Raw genomic sequence first — 24947 nt, 5'->3', positions numbered from 1 at the left:
ATTACTATACTAGATAAATATGCGCAAATTTTTAATTCTCATAGTTTTACAATCTCTTCTTATTTCTTGTTCCAATTTAAAACAAACTGCTGAAAACAAACCCACTCCCAGTTTAAAATTTATCGGTTCGTTAGAAATTCCTTTTAATCAAACTTTTCAAGCTACTAAAATTGGTGGTTTATCCGGAATCGATTATGATGCGAAACAAGATTTGTATTACCTCATATGCGACGACAGGTCGGTTTTTAACGATTCCAGATTTTACACTGCAAAAATTCGTTTGGTCGAAAATAAATTAGAAAACATCCATTTTCAAAGCGTTACCACTTTAAAAGACGAATTTGCAAAAAGTTATGGAAACTGGAATACCAGTCCTACTACGGCATGTGATCCAGAAGATCTGCGATACAATCCAAAAACTAACTCCTTAGTTTGGACTAGTGAAGGCGCTCGTGTAGTTACCGCAGCTAAATTAATTTTACAAAATCCGTCCCTAAACTTTATGGATTTGAAAGGTAATTTCAAATTTAAAGCCAAATTACCAGCAAATTTAGCAATGCAAAAAGAGGAAAAAGGCCCAAGAAATAATGGGACTTTAGAAGGAATTACTTTTGACATAAAATACAAAAACATTTACACCAACATTGAGGAACCTTTATTTGAAGACGGCGACCAAGCTAATACCAGCAAAGGAGGCTTGATTCGATTGTATCAATTTAATGCTAAAACAAAAAAGAATACGGCTCAATACGCATACAAATTAGAGCCTATTGCACTGGAAACGAATCCAAAAGGTGCTTTTGCTGTGAATGGCGTTTCGGCAATTCAATATTATGGTAAAAACCAGTTGTTGGTAGTGGAACGCTCTTATTCTACCGGTACGCAAGCCTGCACTATAAAAGTATTTTTGTGTGACTTGAAAAAGGCAACTAATGTTAAAAACTACGGTTCGTTAAAGAATCAACATTTTGAATTGGCTTCCAAAAAACTGATGCTGAACATGGATGATTTAGGTATTTTTATTGATAATATCGAAGGACTAACTTTTGGACCAAAATTGGCAAATGGTCACCAATCTATTATTTTTATTTCTGATAATAATTTTTCTGAGATGCAAAAAACGCAGGTGTTGGTGTTTGAATTGGTGAAGTAATAAACACAAAAAATGTTATCAATCTCCAAATCCCTAGCCCGGATCACTTCATTAAACTTTTATTTTCAGTGAACTTCGTTTACAATGAAAAGCTTTTTGAGAAAGCCGTTTTGGTTCTTGTTGCAAAGTGACTCCTCCCCCCCAACCCTCTACAAAGGAAAGGGCAAAAATAGGAACACCCTTATTTATTCGCTCTTTTGTGAACATTAGAAAAACAAACGGGGTTGCAAAAACTTGCAATGAAAAGACGGAAATAGCTTTTGAAATTTGTACTTTTGCACTGTAACTACAACGATTTCGAAATGAACGCAACTATTGAAAGTAATCCATTATTGGACCGATTGCCAAAGCACTTAAAGCAATTTATTAAGCCTCAAGACTACAGCGACTACACACCTATAAGTCAAGCTGTTTGGAGATATGTAATGCGCAAAAATGTGAATTACCTTTCGAAAGTAGCGCATAGTTCGTATCTCGAAGGGCTGAAAAAAACAGGCATTGAAATTGACCACATTCCAAGCATGTACGGCATGAATCGGATTCTGACCGAAATAGGTTGGGCAGCAGTGGCGGTAGACGGATTTATTCCACCAAATGCGTTTATGGAATTCCAAGCCTATAATGTACTGGTTATCGCTTCTGATATTCGTCAGCTGGAACATATAGAATACACGCCAGCACCAGATATTATTCACGAAGGTGCCGGTCATGCACCTATTATTGCCAATCCAGAATATGCGGAATACCTGCGGCGTTTTGGAGAAATAGGCTGTAAAGCGATTTCTTCAGATAAGGATTACCAAATGTATGAAGCCATTCGACTACTTTCTATCTTGAAAGAGGCGGAAGATACTCCTCAAGCCGATATTGATGCTGCCGAAAAAGCGGTGGAGAATTTACAAAATAGTATGGGAGAATTATCCGAAATGGCCCAAATTAGAAACCTGCATTGGTGGACCGTGGAATACGGTTTGATTGGAACTTTAGAAAACCCAAAAATTTATGGTGCAGGATTGCTTTCGTCTATTGGTGAAAGCGCATGGTGCATGACGGATAATGTAAAGAAGATCCCTTACGATATATCAGCAGCCAACCAAAGTTTTGACATTACAAAACTACAGCCGCAACTCTACGTCACTCCGAATTTTGGATACCTAAGCTTGGTTTTGGAGGAGTTTGCTAATAAAATGGCATTGCGAACCGGTGGACTATCAGGAATTAATAAATTGATTCATTCCAATGCATTAGGAACTATAGAACTAAGTACCGGAATACAGATTTCGGGAATTTTCACTACTATTATTGAAGAAGAAGGAAAACCCGTTTATATCCAAACTACAGGAAAAACAGCCCTATCGTATAGAGAAAAAGAATTAGTTGGTCATGGAACAATCAAACATCCGAAAGGTTTTGGAAGTCCCATTGGAAAACTAAAAGGTATAAATCTCGCTATTGAAGATATGAGTCCAAGAGATTTAAGCGCTTATTCCATAACTGAGAATCATAATGTAACATTGGAGTTTGAAGGAGATATTATCGTAAAAGGAGAAATTATAACTGGTTCCAGAAATCTGCATGGCGAAATTATTTTAATCAGTTTAAGAAACTGTACCGTAACGCACAAAGAAACTATTTTGTTTCAACCGGAATGGGGTAATTATGATATGGCGATAGGAAAAAAAGTGATTTCGGCTTTTTCCGGTCCTGCTGATGTGAATAGTTTTGATTTGATTTCGCACGTACCAACAAGTAAAACCATCAAGGCAAAACATACCGTGGAACGTGATGATTTAGAGGTTTTGTATCAAACGATTCGAATGATTCGACAATCCAAAGATATGGACGCTTCTTTAATACCAGTTTTTGAAAAACTAAAAATGAATCACTCAAATGACTGGCTGCTAGCCATTGAAATCACGGAACTTTTGAAAGACAGAAACGAACCTCAACTGTTACAGGAAGTTATCGCTTATCTTGAAAAATTAAAAGAAAAAAGACCCAAAGTAGCGCACTTAATTGCTGGCGGATTGGATTTGATTTTTGATAAAGAGAAAGCTTAGTTTTTTCTCCGAAAACATAAAAAGGGTTAAACACGACCCGAGCGAAGCGAACAGACGAAGTAATTGCACTAATTTCCACGAATTAATTTGTAAAAATTAGTGCAATTCTTGTTTATAATTTAATTTGCTGACCAAAATCTTTCTCGCTTTCAATTACTTTTCCCTCATACTGCAATTTCCAACCCATGGTATTAGTGAGAATCAGTATTTTTGACAATTCACTAATTAAGCGATTTTGAGCATTCGTTTTAAGGGACGATTTTTCTATTTTCTTAGTTAAATTCGCTTTAACCGATTTGTTGATTTTGTTGTAATCATCTCCCGTAAATGGATTCAGTTTACTTTGTTCTACATCATAAAATTGAATATCAGGGCTTATTTTTATTTCTTCTTTTGGAATACTTACAATCGTGATGGTTTTATTTTTTTCATCAATATCGTATTTCATTTTATGCAAATCATAAGCAACAGTCACATCGGCATTGACAACAACAAGGGCTTTTTTCTCAAAAGAAAGCATGTCCAACAAATATTTCTGTTGATTTTTATAAGTTATCACCTCTGAGAAGTGTCCTTCGGTAACCACAAGTTTCCCTACGTTTATAATTTGTTGCTGAATTAGATTTGTGTTGTAACTGATGTCTTCATCATCTTTTTTCTTAAAATCGCAAAATTTGAACAATAAAAATATTCCGCCAATAACTCCTATTCCAATAAGTATTCTTCTAAGCATAATTAAAATTTCATAAATGAATATTGATTTTCCAATTTAGTGATTTTTTCTCTGAGTTTGGACTCAAACTTCAAATGACTTTCAGAATCAGGATTAAAAGACTTATGCAAAAGACTTTTTTGAATACTTTCAACGGCATCCATTGTAGAATAAGCATTTTCTGAAATTGATGTTTCTTTGAAGCGTTTCCAAATATAATCGATTGCCACTTGATTGGGATGCAACATATCTTCCGCATAAAACCGATAATCACGAAGTTCATCCATCATGATTTCGTAGCTTGGAAAGTATTCCGTTTGCAGTTTATAATATTCTGCATTAAGAACCCTATGAATTGCCGAAATCAAATTAGCTTTACTCCATTGGTTTTCGATAAAACCGTCTTTGATATGACGCACTGGAGAAACTGTAAAAATAATAGTGCAACTTGGATTTATCGAATGAATTGATTTGATAGTATTTGCGATACTTTCTTTGCACTCATAAACAGAGATTAATTCTTTTTTAAATTCCTTTTGTGGTACTTTATGACAATTTGCAACTATAGAATCACGTTCTATATTTCGATACACCCAGGAAGTTCCGTAAGTGATAATAATATGTGTTGATTTAGTTATTTGTTGATTCATTAATTTGACAATCGCATTCAAATTATTTATTAATTCGCGTGAATCAGCATTACTCAAATCTGAATGCACATCATAACAATGCCAACGTTCGTTATAGAAAAAAAGATCTTCTTCAGTGAATAATTTGGGATTTATGGCTTTATAAATGATTTTTTCAATAGAAACCGGATTGAAAATTATTCCGAAAGGATTTATGGTGTTTCCGAATTTAAAATAATTGAATTTTTCACCTATGTTTTCAGCAAAACAGGAACCTAAAGACACCACCTTAGAATTATAATCTAAAGGTTGATTGCTTTTAGGAATGGGTATTTGGGTTCTAAATTGCATCTTTATAATTTACTACAAATTTGAATAATTTTTAGCGAATTAAATACTATTTAACTCTTTTTTCATTCATCATGTATAGTTAAAATTAAACGACCCTTTTAGAGTTTTAAAACTCTGAAAGGGTTGCAACCAGTTTTTGCAAACTTATGATTTTTATTAATAGAAATATTGTGTTTTCAAGTAACCAGTAGTAGAAATAGCATTCTCTGAAATCTTTTCGGTTGGGTAGTTCTCTACATCGTATGTAAAAGAACTTTTATAAAATTTAGCTGATGATATTATTTGGTCATCTTTGGCAGTACTTATAATCACTATACTTATTGGGCTATTATTCAAAGAGATTGCTTCATTATAATCCAATAGTTTTTTGTATCCCAATACATTATACAATGGATTATGTTTAGAATCATAATCAAAACTTATACTGTAGCTAGAAGTAACTCCTGCTGTGTCACCTAATATTCTTTCGTCTTTGATGAAATTTTCGTTTTGAAAATACAAAATTCCATGATAGATTTTCACTTCCTGATTCCCGGAATTAATGGCTAGTTTTTCATAAGAAACAGAATCATCTGAATTATGAATGTAATTTATTGTATAATTATTTGTAGACTTTGCATGTACCAATTTGCCGGCGACATATTTATATTCAATGGTTTCGAGAAGTTGATTTTTTTTATCTACCGTTGCTATTTTAGAAATCAAACCATCAGTATAAGAAAAATCAACATGTTTCTCATCGCCATCAGTACTGACGATTTCATTCCCATTATAAGTAAACAAAGTTGTTGAAGAGGTACCATCTGCTGAAGTAGCAACTATCTTTTTTAATAATTTTATGCTCTCATCTTTATCATTTGAACACGAATAAATTGTCAATAAAAAAACTGATAAGATACAATACACATATTTTGTTTTTTTCATAATTTATAAATAACCCGTATTCACTTTTGTCTAACCTTTTGGTTTTATATAGATCAAACCTAAAAAAATAAAATAAAAGAGACAATATTCATCGCTACAATCCCAATATTTCGGTTAAACTACTATTTTTAATTGAGCCAAAGTAGGATATAAAGACCCTGTAATATAGCAGACTGGGCAAAAAATAAACCCTTATAGAACTTATGCTCTAAAAGGGTTTCTTTCTAGTATAAAAATTATTATTATTTTACTTTACAAACTCAACTGCTTTTTCTAAGGCGTTTTGAATTCCTGCTATATTCTTTCCTCCTGCTGTAGCAAAAAACGGTTGTCCACCACCGCCACCTTGGATAAATTTACCCAATTCACGGACTACCTGTCCTGCATTTAGGTTTTTATCGGCAACTAATTCTTTAGAAATATAACAGGTTAACATTGGTTTTTCTTCGTCGGCTGTAGCCAAAACAAGAAATAGGTTATTCCCTAAATTTCCCAATTCATAAGCCAAATCTTTTGCTCCTTCCGGATTTAAATCCACCTGTTTCGCTAAGAATTGTATGCCGTTTATTTCCTGTATTTCTGCTGTTAAACCCGCTTTCAAATTTTTAACTTTGTCTTTTACCAAAGCCTCAATTTGTTTGGCCAATTTGGTATTTTCTTCTTGCATAGAATGAACGGCTTTCAAAATATCCTGAGGATTTTTCAACGCTATTTTTACTTCATTTAATGTATTTTCATACGATGCGAAATGTGCTTTAACGGCATCACTTGTAATGGCTTCGACACGACGAATTCCTGCAGCAACCGCTCCCTCAGAAACGATTTTGAAATGCCAGATTTCCGCAGTGTTTTTCACATGAATTCCACCGCATAATTCCATGCTTTCGCCAAATTTTATGGCACGAACTTCATCCCCATATTTTTCTCCAAACAACGCCATCGCTCCTTCTTGAACTGCTTGTGCAAAAGGAATGTTTCTTCTTTCGATAAGTGGTAATTGCTCTTGGATTCTTGCATTTACAAAATCCTCCACTTGCTGCAATTCGGTTTCCGTCATTTTAGCAAAATGAGAGAAGTCAAAACGCAAATAAGTTGGATTTACCAAAGATCCTTTTTGCTCCACGTGTGTTCCAAGAATACTTCGCAACGCTTGGTGCATTAAATGTGTAGCAGAGTGATTTCTAGAAGACAAATTTCTCAAATCCTGGTTTACTTTAGCTGTAAAACTAGCGTTTACATTTTCCGGTAATTTTTTGGCAAAATGCAAAATCAGGTTATTTTCTTTTTTAGTATCGATGATTTCGATGGTTTCATTTGCAGAAACCAAAGTTCCCTTGTCACCAACTTGCCCTCCACCTTCAGGATAAAATGGCGTGTTATTTAAAACGATTTGGTATAAAATCCCGTCTTTTTTACTGTCAATTTTACGGATCCGAGTGATTTTCACGTCACTTTCTGATTGATCGTAACCCACAAATGTTTCTACATTTCCAGGAATCAACACCGACCAATCTTCGGTAGAAACTTCTGATGCTGCGCGCGAACGCGCTTTTTGGGCTTGCATGGCAGTGTTAAATCCTGCTTCATCCAATTCAAATCCTTTTTCTCTTAGAATCAATGCTGTTAAGTCAATTGGAAATCCAAAAGTATCATATAATTCAAAAGCTTTAGTACCTGAAACCGTTGCCGTTTTAGTTTCTGTAACTACATTTTCCAGCAATTGCAATCCTTGGTCTAACGTTCTTAAGAACGATGCTTCTTCTTCACGAATCACATTAGTGACCAATTGTTGTTGCGATTTGATTTCCGGAAAAAATTCCCCCATTTGATTTGCCAAAACTGCTACCAATTGGTTGATAAACGGCTCTTTGATATTCAGGAAGGTAAATCCGTAACGAATGGCACGGCGTAAAATTCTGCGAATTACATAACCAGCACCTGTGTTTGATGGCAATTGTCCGTCTGCAATAGCAAAAGCCACTGCACGAACGTGATCTACCACCACACGAATAGCGATATTGGTTTTGTTTTGCTCTTCGCTGATATTTAAAACTTCGTTTGAAGTGTATTTTAAACCTGTAATTTGTTCTACTTTTTCAATAAGTGGCGTAAAAACATCAGTATCATAGTTAGAAGTTTTTCCTTGCAATGCCATACACAAACGCTCAAATCCCATTCCGGTATCAACGTGTTGAGCGGGAAGTTTTTCTAAAGAACCATCGGCTTTACGATTGAACTCCATAAATACGTTGTTCCAGATTTCCACTACTTGTGGATGGTCATTGTTAACTAAACTTTTTCCGGAAACTAATGCTTTTTCTTCTTCTGAACGTAAATCAACATGAATTTCGGAACAAGGTCCACAAGGTCCTTGGTCGCCCATTTCCCAGAAATTGTCTTTCTTGTTTCCAAGAATGATTCGGTCTTCATCAATTAATCCCTTCCAAATATCCCAAGCTTCCTGATCGAATGGTACGTTTTCTTCTGGATTTCCTTCAAATACGGAAACGTATAAATTTTCTTTTGGGATTTTATAGACTTCTGTCAAAAGTTCCCAAGCCCAGTTAATCGCTTCTTTTTTAAAATAATCTCCAAAAGACCAGTTCCCCAGCATTTCAAACATGGTATGATGGTACGTATCAAAACCTACATCTTCTAAGTCATTATGTTTTCCTGAAACCCGAAGACATTTTTGTGTATCGGCAATTCTATTGCTTTTTGGCGTGGCATTTCCTAGGAAATATTCTTTGAACTGTGCCATTCCTGAGTTGTTGAACATCAGGGTTGGGTCATCTTTTAGAACTATGGGTGCCGATGGAACGATTAAGTGTCCTTTTGATGCGAAAAAATCTAGAAATTGTTTACGTACGTCTTGTGATGTCATTTTTTTAATTTAAATATTTAAAGATTCAAAAATTTAAAGATTATTTAGAATTGAATCTTTTAATTTGTTTTGCCCCAGATAACAGTGAAAAGCTTCGCGGTTTTGAAATTTATTTTTTCATGAGATGGCAGAGCGACCCGAGGAAGCTCCTGCTGGCGCATTAGAAAAAAATATTTCAAGACGAGAACTTGCAACGAATAGCTGGAATAGGCACATTATTATATTTATTCCTGAAAAAAGGGTTGAACAAATGAAACATTTATTAAATTTGTTCGACTAACATTTTACAATGTGCAAAAATAGGGTATTTTAAAACATGGCGAAAGTAAAATATTATTACGATTCCGAAAATCTAGCATACCGAAAAATAAAAGTAAGAAAAAGAAAGAAATTTGCTGTTATAACCTTATTTTTAGTAGCATCGGCCTTGTTCGGATTTCTATGTTTTATCATTTTATTAAACACTCCCTATTTTGAAACGCCAAAAGACCGTTTACAAGCGCGTGAAATTGACAATTTGAAGTTAAATTTTTCTATTTTAAATAAAAAAATGGATCAGGTTGATGGTGTTGTTGAAGATATTGAGGATAGAGATAATAATTTATACCGAATTTATTTTAATGCCTCTGCCATTCCTGACTCCGTACGGAAATCAGGTTTTGGCGACATTAATCGCTATAAAAAATTAGCAGGTTATGACAATTCCCAATTGGTAATGAACACGACAAAAAGGGTTGATGTGCTTACTAAAGAATTAGCGATTCAGTCGAAATCACTGGATATTATTTTAGACTTAGCAAAAGCTAAAAATAAATTATTATCCGCGATTCCTGCTATCCAGCCCGTAAGTAATGAGAATTTGAAACGGTTGGAGTCTGGTTTTGGATATCGAACAGATCCTTTTACCAAAGCGAGAAAAATGCACAAAGGGATGGATTTTAGCGCAAACATAGGAACTCCCGTTTATGCTACGGGAGATGGTGTAATAGCCAAGGCTGATAATTCGGTATCCGGTTATGGAAATCACATCGTAATTAAACATGGTTATGGATATGAAACCTTATATGGCCATTTAAGTAAATATAAGGTTCGGGCTGGACAACATGTAAAACGCGGCGATATTATAGGATATGTGGGCAGTACAGGGAGATCCGAAGGACCACATTTGCATTATGAAGTGCACAAAGATGGGAATGTCGTGAATCCATTAAATTTTTATTACGGAAATATTTCAGCAATTGAGTATGTTGCCATTTCAAAATTGGCTAACCAGGAAAATCAATCATTAGATTAATAAAAATGTTCCATCTCAATAGTCCGAAAGAATGGTGTTCAATTAGAAAATTAAAAAGTCAAATAAAAACAATATGCATATTGAACTTTCTAAAGATAAAAGGTATTACAGCATTGGCGAAGTAGCCAAAGCATTTGACGTAAATGCCTCACTGATTCGTTTTTGGGATAATGAATTTGATATTCTAAAACCGAAAAAGAATGCCAAAGGCAACCGCATGTTCACTCCTGAAGATGTTACTAATTTACAACTCATTTTTCATTTAGTGAAAGAAAGAGGTTTTACGCTGGAAGGCGCCAAAACACATTTGAAAGAAGGTCAGAAGAAAACATTGGATAAATTTGATATTATTCGAAAACTGGAAACAATACGAACGCAATTAACAAATATTAAAAACCAACTATAACTGTTGATTGCAGATTTTATAAAAATAACAATTAAACAATAAACTTTAAATTAAATAAAAAATGGATTTTAAAAAATTTTTACCTTGGATTATCGCAGTAGTTGTAATTATTGGAATTTACAGCTGGGTTAAAGGAATTAACAATACCGCAGTAACTTTAAATCAAACAGTAGAACAATCTTGGGGAGATGTACAAACGGCTTATCAAAGAAGAAATGACCTTATTGGAAATTTAGTAAACACGGTTAAAGGAGCCGCTGATTTTGAAAAGTCAACTTTAACTGCTGTTATCGAAGCTAGAGCAAAAGCGACTTCCGTAAAGATTGATCCAGCAAATATTACTCCAGAACAATTAGCTGAATTCAACAAAGCACAAAGTGGCGTGAGCAGCTCTTTGTCAAGATTATTAGTAACCGTTGAAGCATATCCTAATTTGAAAGCCAACCAAAATTTCTTGAAATTACAAGATGAATTGGCCAGTACGGAAAATCAAATTCTTACCGCAAGAACCCGCTTCAATGAAGCAGTTAAGCCTTATAATTCTCATATTAAAACGTTCCCAAATAGCTTATTTGCAGGAATGTTCGGTTTCAAAGAAAAAGCATATTTTAATGCTGTTGAAGGTGCAGACAAACCCGTTGAAGTAAAATTCTAATCTAAAAAACAATGTCAAAAGTAGAAGATTTTTTAACCAAAGAAGATGAGCAAGCAATTGTTGAAGCTATTCGCATGGCGGAAAAAAACACTTCTGGCGAGATTAGAGTACATATAGAAAAAACAACTTCCATTGATGCGTATGATCGCGCAATGGAAGTTTTTCATGAATTAAAAATGGACGAAACTGAACTTCAAAACGGTGTTTTAATTTACTTAGCAATAGAAGATAGGCATTTTGTAATTTGTGGTGACAAAGGTATTAATGATGTGGTTCAAGATGATTTTTGGAATTGTACTCGTGATATCATGGTGGCTGGGTTCAAAAAAAGAGATTTCAAGAAAGGGCTTATCGATGGAATTGCTAGAGCCGGTGAGCAATTGCAGAAATATTTTCCTTGGCTAGAAGGCGATACGAATGAATTATCAAACGAAATATCTAAAGGATAATGCAATTACAAAAAAAGAATAACCCAATTTTCCTTAAGCTATTAGTTTGTCTTTTATTTACACAAATTACTTTTGCCCAATTTACAATTCCTGAAAAACCTAGTTTTCAGACTTCCATTTACGATTATGCTAAAATTTTAAGTGCAACCGAAAAAGCACAATTAGAAGAAAAACTAGTCAAATATTCTGATTCTACTACAACCCAAATAGTTATTATTACTATCGAAAGCCTTAAAGGCGAAGATATTGGTATTCTTACTCCCAAATGGGGACAAACTTGGGGCATCGGTGGGACTGCAAAAGATGATAATGGGGTCCTTATTTTATTGGCTAAAGCCGAAAAAAAAATATGGATTTCTCCAGGTTATGGACTTGAAGATCGCTTAACAGCTGGAATTGGAGGTGAAATTACCCGAACTATTATTATCCCAGAATTTAAAACCGGAAGTTATTACAAAGGACTTGATAAAGGAACCGATGCTATAATTGATGTTTTTAAAGGAAAATATAAAGGAGAAAGAAAACAAATCAAAGGGAAAGAGAAAGGTTTTCCAATTATGCCAATTATAGTTATCGTCATTATTATTCTGGTGCTCATTTCAAGAAATAAAGGTGGAGGTGGAAATTCTGGTAACAGAAGTGGCGGACCTAGTTTGCTTGATGTTCTTATTCTTAGTAGCCTTGGCAGAAACAGCGGCGGCTTTGGAGGCTCTTCTGGTGGTGGTTTTGGCGGTGGCGGAGGAGGCTTCGGTGGTGGATTTGGTGGCGGAGGTTTCTCTGGTGGTGGATCTGGTGGAGATTGGTAAATCAATTTAAAGTATGCTTATTTAATCATATCCTTAGATATACATTCAAAAAATCAGCATTACAAATTAAAATAGTTTATGTTTGTTTTACTTTCATTTTATAAATTTGAAATTGCATCTCATTTAAAAGTTACATTATAAAACATAATTATAAATGCTTTCACATAAAGCCAAATATGCCCTCAAGGCATTACTGTTTTTAGCGCAACAAGACGAAAATCACATTTCAAGAACTATTGAAATTGCTGAAGCTGCCAATATTCCAAAAAAGTTTTTGGAACAGATTTTATTGGACTTAAAACGCGGACATTTTGTAGGGAGTAAACAAGGTAAATTTGGTGGTTATTATCTTTTAAAATCAAAAAACGATATTACTTTGGCCGATATTCATCGATTATTTGATGGTGCGATTGCATTACTTCCCTGTGCTTCATTAAATTTTTACGAACCCTGCTCTGATTGTAAAAGTGAGCCTGAATGCCTATTAAGGCACGGATTAATGACTATTAGAGACGAGACCTTAAAGGCTATGCAAGGCATTACAATTTCCTCATTAGTTAACAAATAAAAAAATATTTTTTAAACTCTACTATTTTCATAGAATTAGTTATACATTTACATAGAATTTAATGCATAATTAATAATCCAATTTTAAACATATGAAAACGTACTTAAACACGTTCGTTATTTTAAATGAACAAATAAGAAATAAACAAGTACTTGCAAGTAAAAAGAATGATGAAATGATGTGTATGTGCTAGTAAAAAAAATTTAACCAAAACTCTACTAATTACATATAATAAGAATATAATGAAAACTAATTTCACAAAAATAATTACAACTCTATTAATACTATTCATATTCTCTCCATCTTTTGCACAAACCGCTGTCATTGGAGTAGTAACGAATAGCCAAAAATCACCCCTAGAGGGTGCTAATGTCGTATTAAAAGGCACTAAATATAGTGCTACTGTGGATTCCAGCGGCAAGTTTACTATTAATACCCAAGGAAAAATTCCTTTTACGCTTATTATACAATATGTGGGATATAAATCTAAAGAAGTTACAATTACTGAATTACAAGATATCCCTTTAGAAATAATCCTTTCGGAGGAGAATCAACTTATTGAAGTAGTCATCACATCCAGACGTCGTATAGAAAAAGCTCAAAATGTTCCCATTCCAATTTCTGTTGTAAGTGGCAAACAGGCTGAGGAAGCAGGAGCTTTCAACGTAAATCGTTTGAAGGAATTAGTCCCATCAGTTCAGCTATATTCTTCAAATCCAAGAAACACAACTATTAACATTCGTGGTCTGGGTTCCACTTTTGGACTTACTAACGATGGTATCGATCCAGGTGTGGGTTTTTATGTTGATGGGATTTATTATGCGCGTCCAGCTGCCACAACACTCGACTTTATTGATATCGATCGAATTGAGGTATTACGTGGACCACAAGGTACATTGTTTGGTAAAAATACGACTGCTGGTGCCTTTAACGTAACCACTCGCAAACCTAGTTTCACTTCAGGTGCCAACTTGGAGGTTAGCTTTGGAAACTATGGATTCCTTCAGGCTAAGGCTTCTATCACTGGAGCTTTAAGTAAAAAAATTGCCGGAAGATTATCTTTTTCAGGAACGCAACGTGATGGTCTAATAGAAAATGTTGCAACCGGAAAATCGGTAAACGATCTGAATAATCAAGGAGTTAGAGGGCAGCTGCTTTACAAACCAACAGAAAATACCGATATCACATTAGCTGCTGATTTCTCGCGTCAACGTCCGGATGGTTATGCGCAAGTTATTGCTGGTGTTACCCCAACAAAACGTGCCGCCTACCGACAATTCAATCAGATTATTTCTGATTTATATTATAGCCTTCCAAGTCAAAATCCATTCGACCGTAAGATTGACCATGATACTCCTTGGCGTTCCGGACAAGATTTAGGAGGTATATCACTAAATGTAGAAACTAAAATTGGAGAAGGAACACTTACTTCAACCTCAGCTTGGCGATATTGGAATTGGGACCCATCCAATGATAGAGATTTTACAGGCCTTCAAGTACTTAAATTATCTCAAGCCACGTCAAAACATCAACAATGGTCACAAGAGGTTCGTTATGCAGGAGATTTCTCCAATAGGTTAAGCGGTTTAATTGGTATATTCGCTATCGGGCAGCAACTTAAAGCAGATCCTATCCAGATAGAAGAAGCTGGATCCGCTCAGTGGCGTTTTTCTCAAGATACACCAAACGATTCTAATGGCTACTCATTATGGCAAACACCTGGACTTTTAGACGGATATGGAATAAAAACCCGAAACACACTCAACACATTCAGTGGGGCAATATTTGGTCAACTTGATTGGGAAATTACTGAAGGTCTTCACTTACTGCCTGGTCTGAGATATAATTATGACAAGAAAAAATTGGACTACAGTAGAGAAACTTACGGAGGTCTTCAAACAACTGATCCAGCTTTACTTGCCTTGAAAAAGAAGGTTTATTCTAATCAGGCTTTCAAAGTGGATGTAGACGACACCAACTTTTCCGGAAACTTAACATTGGCTTACAAAGCGACTGACCTTGTCAATACTTTTGCAACGTATGCGAGAAGTTACAAACCTGTTGGTGTTAATGTCGGTGGGATACCTACCGATGCTAATGGTCCGATTCTAGCACTTGCTGAAATAAAACCTGAAGAAGTAAATCATTTTGAATTGGGAGTAAAAACCACACCTTTTTACCATACTATACTGAATTTCACATTATATAATACAGACATCAAAAACTTTCAAACGCTGGTTCAAAGTCCTGATGTGAGTCTAAACCGTGGTTATCTTGCTAACGCAGAAAAAGTACGTGTACGCGGTGCTGAGCTTGATGCTAGTATTACTGTCAATAAACATCTATCGTTTACCGGTGCCGTATCTTACACAGATGGTAAACATGTAACTTTCAAGAATGCACCACTGCCAATGGAAGAAACAGGATTAAAAGATACAAATAATAATGCAATATATGCTAAGGATATTTCAGGTAGTGTCCTTCCTGGTATCTCAAAATGGGCAGGATCATTAGGAGGTGAAATCTCTGATTCGGGTAAATTATTTGGTAATGTAGGGAAGTTCTTCTTAGCCTTAGACACGTACTATCGCTCTTCGTTTTCTTCAAGTGCGTCTCCTTCGAAGTATCTAGTAGTTGATTCTTATGCGCTACTTAACGGTCGTATCGGTTTCCGAGCTTCAGAAGGTTTATCAGTTTACTTATGGGGGCGCAACCTATTGAATAAGGATTATTTTGAACAATTATTACCTGCGGGTGGTAATGCTGGGCAATATGCTGGTGTATTAGGAGACCAAAAAACTTATGGCATTACCCTTCGTTATTCATTATAGTAAATTTTCTATCCCAAATTCTCAAATATCGCTATTACATGGTGTATATATAGCAAAAAAAAGCGGTTGCAAATTTAATTTACAACCGCTTTTTTTAATTCCCCATCAAATCTCCTCTTCCTTCTCCTGGTCCTCCTCTTCCTTCTCCTGATCCTCCTTGCCCTCTATTTTCAGCTCTTGGAAGCTTCTTCATCCCCGAAAAATCTTGAATTTTATAGGTTAGTGAAAACATGGCATATCGTTTTAAAATTGTATTTTCCTCATCACGAATTGTAGTAGCCGAAATTGTTCTGGAAAAACTCTGATTCTGATTTAGAACGTCATACACTTTTACTTTCGCAATCATGTTTTTAGCAAAGAAGCTGTAAGACAAACTGGTGTTCCATAAATAAAAATCTTTCTTAAAACCACTTGCAATTCTAGAATTATAGGTATATCCGAAATCATTTCCAAAAATCCAGTTTTTAGGCCAATAACTGGTCGTTTGTAAATTAATTCGGTGTACTACATTTGAGGTCCCATCGGTTACATAATTTGAATATTTTGATTCATTGTAAGATAAACTATACGATGGTGCTATGGTCAATAATTCCCCATAATCATAATTCAAATATACCCTTGGTGTAATCCCTAATGATTTAGCACCATACAAAACGCCATTGGTAAAACCTTTATCCAAAGAAAAACTACCGTTTAAACCAATCCCATATCGGAACGAATGTGCTTCTCTTTTTATGGATTGATTCCAATTTCCTCCAATAGCTGTAGAGTATGTTCCTGAAATATTTTCATAAGTCGTAGTCCTTTTTCTATTGGCATCGTATACCGATATGGAAACCACTTCACTATTATTATAATCTCCCCTTACAAACAAACTATAACCAGAACGGGTACGAAAATCAAAATTCCTGAAATTAATATTGGCACTATGCTTTGCATTAGGATTCAAATTAGGATTCCCTATTATCGTATTCAAAGGATTAGCTAAATTTTGTACTGCCAGCAATTGACTTGAAGAAGGCAGACTATTAGAATAATCATATCGCAAAGTAAAAAATTTTGAACGGTCCAACTTGTATCTAATTTGCACTCTTCCATAGGGCAACACATATTTTTTATTCAAATCGGTTGCTTTATTTAAGTATAATGAATGATTATTGAAATCAATAATGGAAGTGCTGGAATTCAAATTAAACGTAAATTTATTTTTTTCTAAAGTAATGCCTACTTTTGGACTAATGGAATTTTGACCGGAAGTAATAAAATTAGACAAGGACTCATTTAAAACTGAATACGATTGAGAATTATCCTCAAAATCGAATGTTTTCAAATCTTTAATCTCCTTCGTCCATCCAAAATCAGAACCAAAACGAACTCGTATAGAATCGGTTATCGGCTCTGTATATTCAATATCAGCTGAGTAGGAATCATACGTATTTTCATTTTTACTCTTTTGATTTCTCTCGTCATCAGATTGTCCATTTTGATAAAAAATAGTTTTAGACTCCGTTAAAGCATCTGAGCCACTATTGGTATTGCTATTAGTGAAAACAAAACTTAAATTACGAGACTTTTTTTGGAAAGCTTTATTAAAGTTTATCGTGTTCCCAAAATTAGTTGATTTATTTTCTCTATATAATTTTGATCTGCTTTCGTTTAAAAGTTCATCATCTTCACCTCTGGATAAACTTTCAGCACTAGAATTACTATTAGAATTTGACAGATTCACTTTTGGCATAAAAGCAATTCGGGTCGTTGGATTAATTTTATATTCAAACTCCAAATTCACCTTATTTCCAGTATTCTCATCTCTTGATTTCGACTCCGATTCGGTGGAGAAGTTACCCATAGGCAAGAAATTGGTTTGTTTCGACTTACTTTCATTATCAGTAACTGTATTCGAAAAAGAATATCCTGCAGTGGCATCAAAACCTTTGTACCATTCATCGGTATAATTGAATCCTGCCGAATTAGATTGGGTAATTCCCTTACCGCTTCCTGAAGCCCCACTGCCTCCTCCTCTACTGTTTCTACCACCGCCCATGCTATCAAATACCTCATCCATAGAAAACCCGGTAGAATTAATGTTATTTGAAGAAGCTAAAACACTTATTTTTTGTTTGTTATTAAAAAAATTCATTACAAAACTGCCCTCATAACGATCATCTGTGCCATATCCCCCCAAAAATTTACCAAAAAAACCTTTGTTTTTCTTTTCATCTATAGTTAAATTAATACTCGAATAATCTGAAGTTGATTCTTGTTTAGATAATTCTTCTTTTTTGGTTTTGAAATCAGAAACTTGAACTTTATTAATGATTTCGGCTGGCAGGTTTTTCAAAGCCATTGCCCCATCTCTGTCAAAAAAAGTTTTCCCGTTTATCAAAAACTGAGTCACTTCCTTACCGTTTACTGTAATTTTACCATCACTATCCACTTCAAAACCGGGCAATTGTTTTAATAAGGCTTCTACATTGGCATCTGGACGCACTTTGAAAGAATTAGCATTAAACTCTAATGTATCTTTTTTTACACGAATGGGAGGAGCTTCACTTTTTATAACTACACCAGCTAATGCATTTACACTTTCTAATAAATAGACTTTACCAAAATCTTTATTCTCTGCAATCTCCTTTTGTTCCTCAACATAACTCTGGTATCCCATGTAGGAAACTTTCAAAAAAACTGGCTTATCGTATTTCTTGGTCGTAATTTTAAAAAGACCATTTTTATCAGTAGTAGCATATTCTAAAACTGTAGAATCTTTTACGTTAGAAAAATAAACTGTTGCTGCCTGTAAAGGAATCTGGGTAGTAACATCAAGGACTGTTCCTCTAATAGTAAACTCATCTTGGGCATTAGCAGAGAAACAAAATAGTAATAAAACCAAAAAAGCATAGAATTTAGACATGTAAACTTTATTTTAGATAAAGTGATAAGATGCTTAAATGAATAAAAGGTTTAATCTATCCTATCATTTTTATAGAGTTTATGTAAATTTGCCAAAAATTGAATAAAACTTCATGAAAATAATCAAAATTCTTTTCTTGTTCTTAGTCTGCAGTATATCCAATGCACAAACCGAAAAAAACATAAACCATCAAAACTTGCTTTGGACACGATATCATAACCAATTGACATTAAACAACAAATGGTCATTAAATACTGAATTTGACAATAGGATTTTTCTAAAATCTGTAACCGAAAATGTATATGTCATACGCGTGCAAGGACGCTATAAAATAAACGACCATTTAGAGACAGGAGTTGGTTTTGCCTATTTTTCTGTCGCTACTCAAGAACCTGAATTAAATTATGATTTTAACATCCCCGAATATAGAGTACAACAAGATATTACTTGGAAACAAAATTTGGAAAAAATTACTTTGAATCAGCGTTTTCAACTGGAAGAACGATTTATTCATAATGCGAATAAACAAGAATTGTTATCGGGAACCAGTTTTTCGTGGAGATTTAGATACCGCATCCAAGGTGAATATACTTTTTGGAAAAAAGAAACCCAATTTTTAAAAGCAATAGTCTCCGATGAATTACTGATTAATTTTGGTAAAAAAATAATCAAAAACACTTTTGATCAAAATAGGATTTATGGTGCTATACAATATGGTATTAACAAAAATTTCGCTGTAGAACTTGGCTATTTAAACAGTTTTCAACAACGGGCCAGTGGAGTAGATTATTTTAATAGAGACATTATCCGGTTTAGTATCTTCCACAAACTAAGAGTACAAAAAAAGGTTAAAACTATTTAGGATAAATATTGCATTGGTATACCATTAATCTTGTTTATGATTTACACTGTACTGTATGATGATTACAAAACTTCTAAAACTTTCAAGATTATCCTATGATAACTTTAGAAAAAGAAGTGATTAGATTTATTCCATTTTCCATCAAATAAATTTAAACCAAAAAAAATCCCGATTTCTCGGGATTCTAACTATTTTTCTCTGATATAAATGTCAATTGGCACTCCTGAAAAGTCCCAGTTTTCTCTAATTTTATTTTCCAGATAACGCTTGTAAGGTTCTTTTACATATTGTGGCATATTCGCAAAAAACACAAATTGTGGAGTTGGTGTTGGCAATTGCATGCAATATTTAATTTTCACATATTTTCCTTTTGTCGCTGGTGGTGGGTATGCTTCAATCACTTTCAACATAAACTCATTGAATTTTGAAGTAGCAATACGCTGTTGTCTGTTCTCGAAAACCTTTACAGTAGTTTCCAATGCTTTTAATAAACGTTGTTTCGTTAAAGCAGAAACAAAAAGAATAGGCACATCCGTAAATGGCATTAATTCTTCTCTGATTTTAGCTTCATAATCACGAGTTGACATCGTTTCTTTTTCAACTAAATCCCATTTGTTTACTAATATTACAACTCCCTTACGATTTTTTTCAGCCAACCAAAAAATACTTTGATCTTGGCCTTCAAAACCACGAGTAGCATCTATAATCAAGATACAAATATCAGCATGCTCAATGGCACGAACGGAACGCATTACCGAGTAAAACTCTAAATCTTCTTTCACTTTCGCTTTACGACGAATTCCTGCCGTATCAACTAAGTTAAATTCGAACCCAAAACGGTCAAATTTTGTATCAATAGAATCACGGGTTGTCCCCGCAATATCAGTAACAATATATCTGTCTTTACCAATTAATGCATTGATAAAACTAGATTTTCCAGCATTAGGACGACCTACAACTGCAAAACGAGGCAATACAACTTCTTCCTGAGTTGGCTCTGGTTTTACCGGAAAAGCATCAATCAATGCATCCAATAAATCCCCAGTTCCACTTCCAGAAATACTAGCAAACGTATAATATTCTCCTAAACCAAGGTTGTAAAACTCAATTGCATCTTTCTCACGCATCGCATTATCCACCTTATTTACGGCAAGCAAAACCGGTTTAGTCACTTTACGCAACAATCTCGCAACAGCATCATCCATTGGTGTAATCCCTTCTTCTACATCAACTACAAAAATGATAACATCAGCCTCATCTATAGCAAGTTCTACTTGTTTACGAATTTCACCTTCAAAAACGTCATCTGACCCACGTACGTAACCGCCCGTATCAATAACAGAAAATTCCTTTCCGTTCCATTCGCTTTTTCCGTAGTTTCTATCACGGGTTACACCCGAAACTGAATCTACAATAGCTTCTCTTCTTTGGATTAATCGATTAAAAAGCGTCGATTTTCCTACGTTTGGCCTTCCTACAATGGCAACAATGTTATTCATAATCCTATTTTCAAATATTTTGCAAAGGTATGCTTTTTTTAGTTTCCAGTGGTCAGTTTTAAGTATTCAGCTAAAAAGCACGCTAACTGCGACTTCAATCTAAATTTTTAATGCTTTTTTAGGAGCTATTTCCAGCTGTCCACTTTATCTTTTATGTTTTAAAGAAAAACATAAAAGGATGCCGTTCCCATCTGGGCTAGGACATTTCGAATTCTAATATCATTCATCGTAAAGTTTTTAGAGCTGAGCACTAAGAAACCGAACACTGAATACTTCTCTTATTGGTTATACCCAAAACGCTTCAACATATTCGCGTTGCTTCTCCAGTTTTTATTCACTTTCACCACCAACTCAATATGAATTTGTTTTCCAAAGAATTTTTCTAAATCAGCACGAGACTCCATCCCTACTTTTTTCAAAGCAGCACCTTTATGACCTATAATGATTCCTTTTTGCGTTTCACGCTCCACCATAATCAAAGAACGGATTCTGATAATGTTTTCATCCTCAAAAAACTCTTCAGTAACAATTTCTACTGCGTACGGAATTTCTTTACTGTAATTCAACAAGATTTTCTCACGGATCGTTTCATTGACAAAAAAACGTTCCGGTTTGTCTGTCAATTGATCTTTTGGGTAATAAGCTGGAGATTCTGGCAACAATTGAATGATTCGTCCAAAAACTTCCGGCACATTAAAATTCTGTAAGGCCGATATTGGGAAAATTTCCGCATTGGGAACTTTCGCAGTCCAGAAAGCCACTTGTTCTTCCAGTTGTGCCTGATTTGAATTATCAATTTTATTCAGCAACAATAAAACAGGAATTTTGGCATGGATTATTTTATTAAAAAACGCTTCGTCTTTCAACTCTTGTTCTCCAATTTCAACCATATAAATCAGGATATCAGCATCTTCAAAAGCCGACTTAACGAAATTCATCATCGATTCCTGCATTTCGTATGCTGGTTTGATTATTCCGGGCGTATCCGATAAGATCATTTGAAAATCTTCCCCGTTTACAATTCCCAAAATTCTATGACGTGTTGTTTGTGCTTTTGATGTGATTATTGATAATCTTTCTCCAACAAAGGCATTCATTAATGTTGATTTCCCAACATTTGGATTCCCTATGATGTTTACAAAACCTGCTTTATGTGACATTTTTATTATAATTTATTTTGCAAAGGTAGACATATCAAGCCAATAGACGAAATAAAACATTTTTTTAATTTTTTGTTGAAAGTCTCGAATTTCGTCGTATATTTGCACCCGAAACAACGCGGGATAGAGCAGTAGGCAGCTCGTCGGGCTCATAACCCGAAGGTCACAGGTTCGAGTCCTGTTCCCGCTACTAAGAATTTATTGAAATTACAAACGCACATCGCGGGATAGAGCAGTAGGCAGCTCGTCGGGCTCATAACCCGAAGGTCACTGGTTCGAGTCCAGTTCCCGCTACTAAAAAAGCTTCAGAGAAATCTGGAGCTTTTTTTTGTTGTAGCAAAATCGTAGTAAAATTTCTAAAATTTTCTTTCGACTTAACAATTTACTAATGGATCAATCCGGAAACCTGTGGAGCGCTAAAAATTATGCATCAATATTAGTTAATCTAAAAAGGAAAAACGCAACGTTTCTAACACCTCTAAATTGCGCTCTAAAAGCTTTTATTTTAGCATTGAAAGATTTAAACCCAGATTGATTTACTTTATCATGCCATTAAGCTAACCTTGAAAGTCCAATAATTTTATCGGTTGTTTTCTCAAAGATATTTCTCAAATCTTGCGCTAAATTCTATGCTTTTTGATATCGGGATATAGTTCAAATAATAATGAAGATCGTTCTATTTGGTTTTACTAACATTTTATCGAAATATTGGCCTTCGTGATGTGCTTCGCAGTTCTGACCATTTAGATTTGTTTTATATAGAAAACAACTACTATTATTAGGTAAAGGAGTATATAATTCTCATAATAATTATTTTTAGAATAATCTTGGATTTGTAATTTTATCGATACTGTTGAATATTTCATAGCGTAAGAATATTTCATGCGAACCTGAATTATAATTTTTTAAATTAGTTCTTTCTCTGTCATAGCCATATCCAATGTATAAACTATCTGAGACTTGAAAACCAACCATGCCGCTCAAAGCAGCACTCCATCTGTAAGCAATTCCAACCATAAATTTATCATTAAACATAAAACTCCCTGAAACATCAACTTGAAGTGGTGCACCTTGAACCATTTTGGTAAGTAACGCAGGTTTAAATTTTACTGATTCATTTAAATCAAACACATATCCCGCAATAAGGTAATAATTGATTTTTTCCTTGAAAATTCTCACTTCATTATCATCATAACGATTACTCTCTATTAAATTAGGAACTGATAAACCTACATACCCTTTGTCTGAATGATAATAAATCCCTGCTCCAATATTGGGGGAGAATTTATTATTATAATCATGTAAAGTCGGGTCATCATCAACAGGATTCAGTCGTGTAACATCTAAATCAAACAAATTGGCAGTTGCTTTGATACCGAAAGAAAGTTTGAAAGTTTCTGAAGTAGGAATGGTATAAGATAAATCAGCCGAGATAGTATTCTCATGGGTTGGTCCAATTTTGTCATTAATGATAGAAACACCTAACCCTAGGTTACTATTATTTATAGGAGTATTGACTGAAACTGCATTTGTAACAGGTGCTCCATCGAGTCCAACCCATTGTGTACGATGTAAGGCAAATATACTCAAGGCTCCTCTTGATCCTGCATAAGCGGGATTGATATTTATAGTGTTATACATGTATTGGGAAAATTGGGCATCTTGTTGGGCATAACTTATAATTCCAGTAAACAGCAAGGCGAATAATAGTACTCTTGTCTTCATTTAGTTTGTTTTTTAAACCTGAGGGTTTTGTTAGCCCTCAGGAATCAGATTTATCTTGCAAGGTATAAATACCCATCTTTTTTATTAGTCATAATTTGATTATTTTCACCAATAGAAGTGTAATTTAATATATAAAAATAGGTTCCAGCTGGCAACTCCTGAGATTGACCAATTGTAGTTCTACCTTTAGAAAAACCTGTAAAAGCTTTACTGGTATTATCATATCCTTTAGTTTCATAAACTAAAACGCCCCAACGATTATAAATCTCCACAGTATTATCAGGGTAACACAATGTACTTTCAATATTTTCGATAACAAAGGCTTCATTAGTACCGTCTCCATTTGGAGAGAAGGCATTGTGAACGTCAATTATACCGCAACCTAACACAATACCACAATCATTATCTGAAAGAGTTATTTTTAAAAATATACTTCTAGTGCATTCATCATTTACAGTTTGATATTTATATTCAAAATTATAAATTCCATCAGGTAAATTAAAAGGAGAGAATCTATTTCCGTTTAATACTGCGCTACTGTTGTTAATCCAAGTTCCATTGTTTGGTATTTCGGGAGATAGTTCACTATTTAAATCTATAGTCATAGCGCTGTCCCTATTACACGCTGTTTTTTCAATTAATGTTGGTTCAGGTTTCGCTGTATTGTCATTAACCCAAGCACAAGTTGTGGTGTTGAAAGTATACGTATCCCAACAGTTTACTTTCGCTGGCTCTGAAGGTTTCGCTGTATTGTCATTATCCCAAGCACAAGTTGTGGTGTTGAAAGTGTACGTATCCCAACAGTTTACTTTCGTTGGTGCTGCAGGTTTCGCTGTATTGTCATTAACCCAAGCACAAGTTGTTGTATCAAAACTTCTAGTTTCCCAACAGGCTAATGCCGTGGTTGGTTCTGCTGGCTGTGTGCCGGTTGTTTTCCAAGCACAAGTTGTTGTATCAAAACTTCTAGTTTCCCAACAGGCTAATGCCGTGGTTGGTTCTGCTGGCTGTGTGCCGGTTGTTTTCCAAGCACAAGTTGTGGTATCAAAACTTCTAGTTTCCCAACAGGCT

Annotated in this window: 19 protein-coding genes and 2 tRNA genes; 12 read left to right on the top strand and 9 right to left on the bottom strand. The window is 34.7% G+C overall.

Annotated features, from left to right (window positions below):
• The first annotated feature begins 19 nt into the window (after window positions 1-19).
• Complete coding sequence (locus tag ACM55G_RS11095; protein ID WP_416843999.1) at window positions 20-1153, top strand: esterase-like activity of phytase family protein; 1134 nt, start codon at window positions 20-22, stop codon at window positions 1151-1153.
• A gap of 302 nt (window positions 1154-1455) precedes the next feature.
• A complete protein-coding gene (locus tag ACM55G_RS11090) occupies window positions 1456-3213 on the top strand; it encodes an aromatic amino acid hydroxylase (RefSeq protein ID WP_416843998.1) in 1758 nt (585 codons plus the stop codon).
• A 112-nt stretch (window positions 3214-3325) separates the two neighbouring features.
• On the opposite strand, the gene ACM55G_RS11085 is transcribed toward ACM55G_RS11090, so the two are convergent.
• The 4 genes from ACM55G_RS11085 to alaS all read right to left on the bottom strand — a co-directional run bounded on the left by ACM55G_RS11085 (window position 3326) and on the right by alaS (window position 8713).
• A complete protein-coding gene (locus tag ACM55G_RS11085; protein ID WP_416843997.1) occupies window positions 3326-3946 on the bottom strand; it encodes a DUF4230 domain-containing protein in 621 nt (206 codons plus the stop codon).
• 2 nt (window positions 3947-3948) lie between these two features.
• On the bottom strand, window positions 3949-4905 hold the full coding sequence (locus ACM55G_RS11080; protein WP_416843996.1) for a GSCFA domain-containing protein: 957 nt from the start codon (window positions 4903-4905) through the stop codon (window positions 3949-3951).
• A 156-nt stretch (window positions 4906-5061) separates the two neighbouring features.
• Window positions 5062-5829 carry a hypothetical protein gene (locus tag ACM55G_RS11075; protein WP_416843995.1) on the bottom strand — a complete coding sequence of 256 codons (768 nt, stop codon included), beginning with the start codon at window positions 5827-5829 and terminating at the stop codon, window positions 5062-5064.
• A 247-nt stretch (window positions 5830-6076) separates the two neighbouring features.
• Window positions 6077-8713, bottom strand: a complete 2637-nt coding sequence (alaS, locus tag ACM55G_RS11070; protein WP_416843994.1) for an alanine--tRNA ligase — start codon at window positions 8711-8713, stop codon at window positions 6077-6079.
• 316 nt (window positions 8714-9029) lie between these two features.
• Between alaS and ACM55G_RS11065 the strand changes: the two genes are divergently transcribed.
• From ACM55G_RS11065 to ACM55G_RS11035, 7 genes are all read left to right on the top strand, one after another.
• Window positions 9030-10007 carry a M23 family metallopeptidase gene (locus tag ACM55G_RS11065; protein ID WP_416843993.1) on the top strand — a complete coding sequence of 326 codons (978 nt, stop codon included), beginning with the start codon at window positions 9030-9032 and terminating at the stop codon, window positions 10005-10007.
• Window positions 10008-10080: 73 nt separating this feature from the next.
• Window positions 10081-10413, top strand: coding sequence for a MerR family transcriptional regulator (locus tag ACM55G_RS11060; RefSeq protein WP_416843992.1), 333 nt, complete (start codon window positions 10081-10083; stop codon window positions 10411-10413).
• 61 nt (window positions 10414-10474) lie between these two features.
• Complete coding sequence (locus ACM55G_RS11055) at window positions 10475-11068, top strand: LemA family protein (RefSeq protein ID WP_416843991.1); 594 nt, start codon at window positions 10475-10477, stop codon at window positions 11066-11068.
• A gap of 11 nt (window positions 11069-11079) precedes the next feature.
• Complete coding sequence (locus ACM55G_RS11050) at window positions 11080-11517, top strand: TPM domain-containing protein (RefSeq protein ID WP_416843990.1); 438 nt, start codon at window positions 11080-11082, stop codon at window positions 11515-11517.
• Window positions 11517-12323, top strand: a complete 807-nt coding sequence (locus tag ACM55G_RS11045; RefSeq protein ID WP_416843989.1) for a TPM domain-containing protein — start codon at window positions 11517-11519, stop codon at window positions 12321-12323. Before ACM55G_RS11050 ends, ACM55G_RS11045 begins: the two co-directional genes overlap by 1 nt.
• A 154-nt stretch (window positions 12324-12477) precedes the next feature.
• Window positions 12478-12891, top strand: a complete 414-nt coding sequence (locus tag ACM55G_RS11040) for an RrF2 family transcriptional regulator (protein WP_416843988.1) — start codon at window positions 12478-12480, stop codon at window positions 12889-12891.
• A 242-nt stretch (window positions 12892-13133) separates the two neighbouring features.
• Window positions 13134-15722: a TonB-dependent receptor gene (locus ACM55G_RS11035; RefSeq protein WP_416843987.1), complete on the top strand. Its 2589-nt coding sequence runs from the start codon at window positions 13134-13136 to the stop codon at window positions 15720-15722.
• A 94-nt stretch (window positions 15723-15816) separates the two neighbouring features.
• Here the strand turns inward: ACM55G_RS11035 and ACM55G_RS11030 are convergent, their stop codons facing one another.
• A complete protein-coding gene (locus tag ACM55G_RS11030; protein ID WP_416843986.1) occupies window positions 15817-18633 on the bottom strand; it encodes an outer membrane beta-barrel protein in 2817 nt (938 codons plus the stop codon).
• Window positions 18634-18745: 112 nt separating this feature from the next.
• Between ACM55G_RS11030 and ACM55G_RS11025 the strand changes: the two genes are divergently transcribed.
• Entirely contained in the window at window positions 18746-19495 is a 750-nt protein-coding gene (locus tag ACM55G_RS11025; RefSeq protein WP_416843985.1) for a DUF2490 domain-containing protein, read from the top strand.
• Between the two features lie 188 nt (window positions 19496-19683).
• Here ACM55G_RS11025 and der read toward each other — a convergent pair whose 3' ends face one another.
• Complete coding sequence (gene der, locus ACM55G_RS11020; RefSeq protein ID WP_416843984.1) at window positions 19684-20994, bottom strand: ribosome biogenesis GTPase Der; 1311 nt, start codon at window positions 20992-20994, stop codon at window positions 19684-19686.
• 278 nt (window positions 20995-21272) lie between these two features.
• Entirely contained in the window at window positions 21273-22154 is an 882-nt protein-coding gene (era, locus tag ACM55G_RS11015; RefSeq protein WP_416843983.1) for a GTPase Era, read from the bottom strand.
• A 117-nt stretch (window positions 22155-22271) separates the two neighbouring features.
• On the opposite strand from era, the gene ACM55G_RS11010 reads away from it, so the two are divergent.
• A tRNA-Met gene (locus tag ACM55G_RS11010) sits at window positions 22272-22344 on the top strand.
• 31 nt (window positions 22345-22375) lie between these two features.
• Window positions 22376-22448 (top strand) — tRNA-Met (locus ACM55G_RS11005).
• 522 nt (window positions 22449-22970) lie between these two features.
• Here ACM55G_RS11005 and ACM55G_RS11000 read toward each other — a convergent pair.
• Window positions 22971-23879 (bottom strand): PorP/SprF family type IX secretion system membrane protein, encoded by a 909-nt coding sequence (locus tag ACM55G_RS11000; protein ID WP_416843982.1) that lies wholly within the window; start codon window positions 23877-23879, stop codon window positions 22971-22973.
• A 50-nt stretch (window positions 23880-23929) separates the two neighbouring features.
• The coding region (locus tag ACM55G_RS10995; RefSeq protein ID WP_416843981.1) for a gliding motility-associated C-terminal domain-containing protein at window positions 23930-24947 on the bottom strand (1018 nt) is incomplete at its 5' end.

This window comes from Flavobacterium algoriphilum (assembly GCF_048158655.1).
Lineage (GTDB): Bacteria > Bacteroidota > Bacteroidia > Flavobacteriales > Flavobacteriaceae > Flavobacterium > Flavobacterium algoriphilum.
Note: the sequence above shows the minus strand (reverse complement) of the source record. Positions and strands in the feature narration are given on the sequence as shown.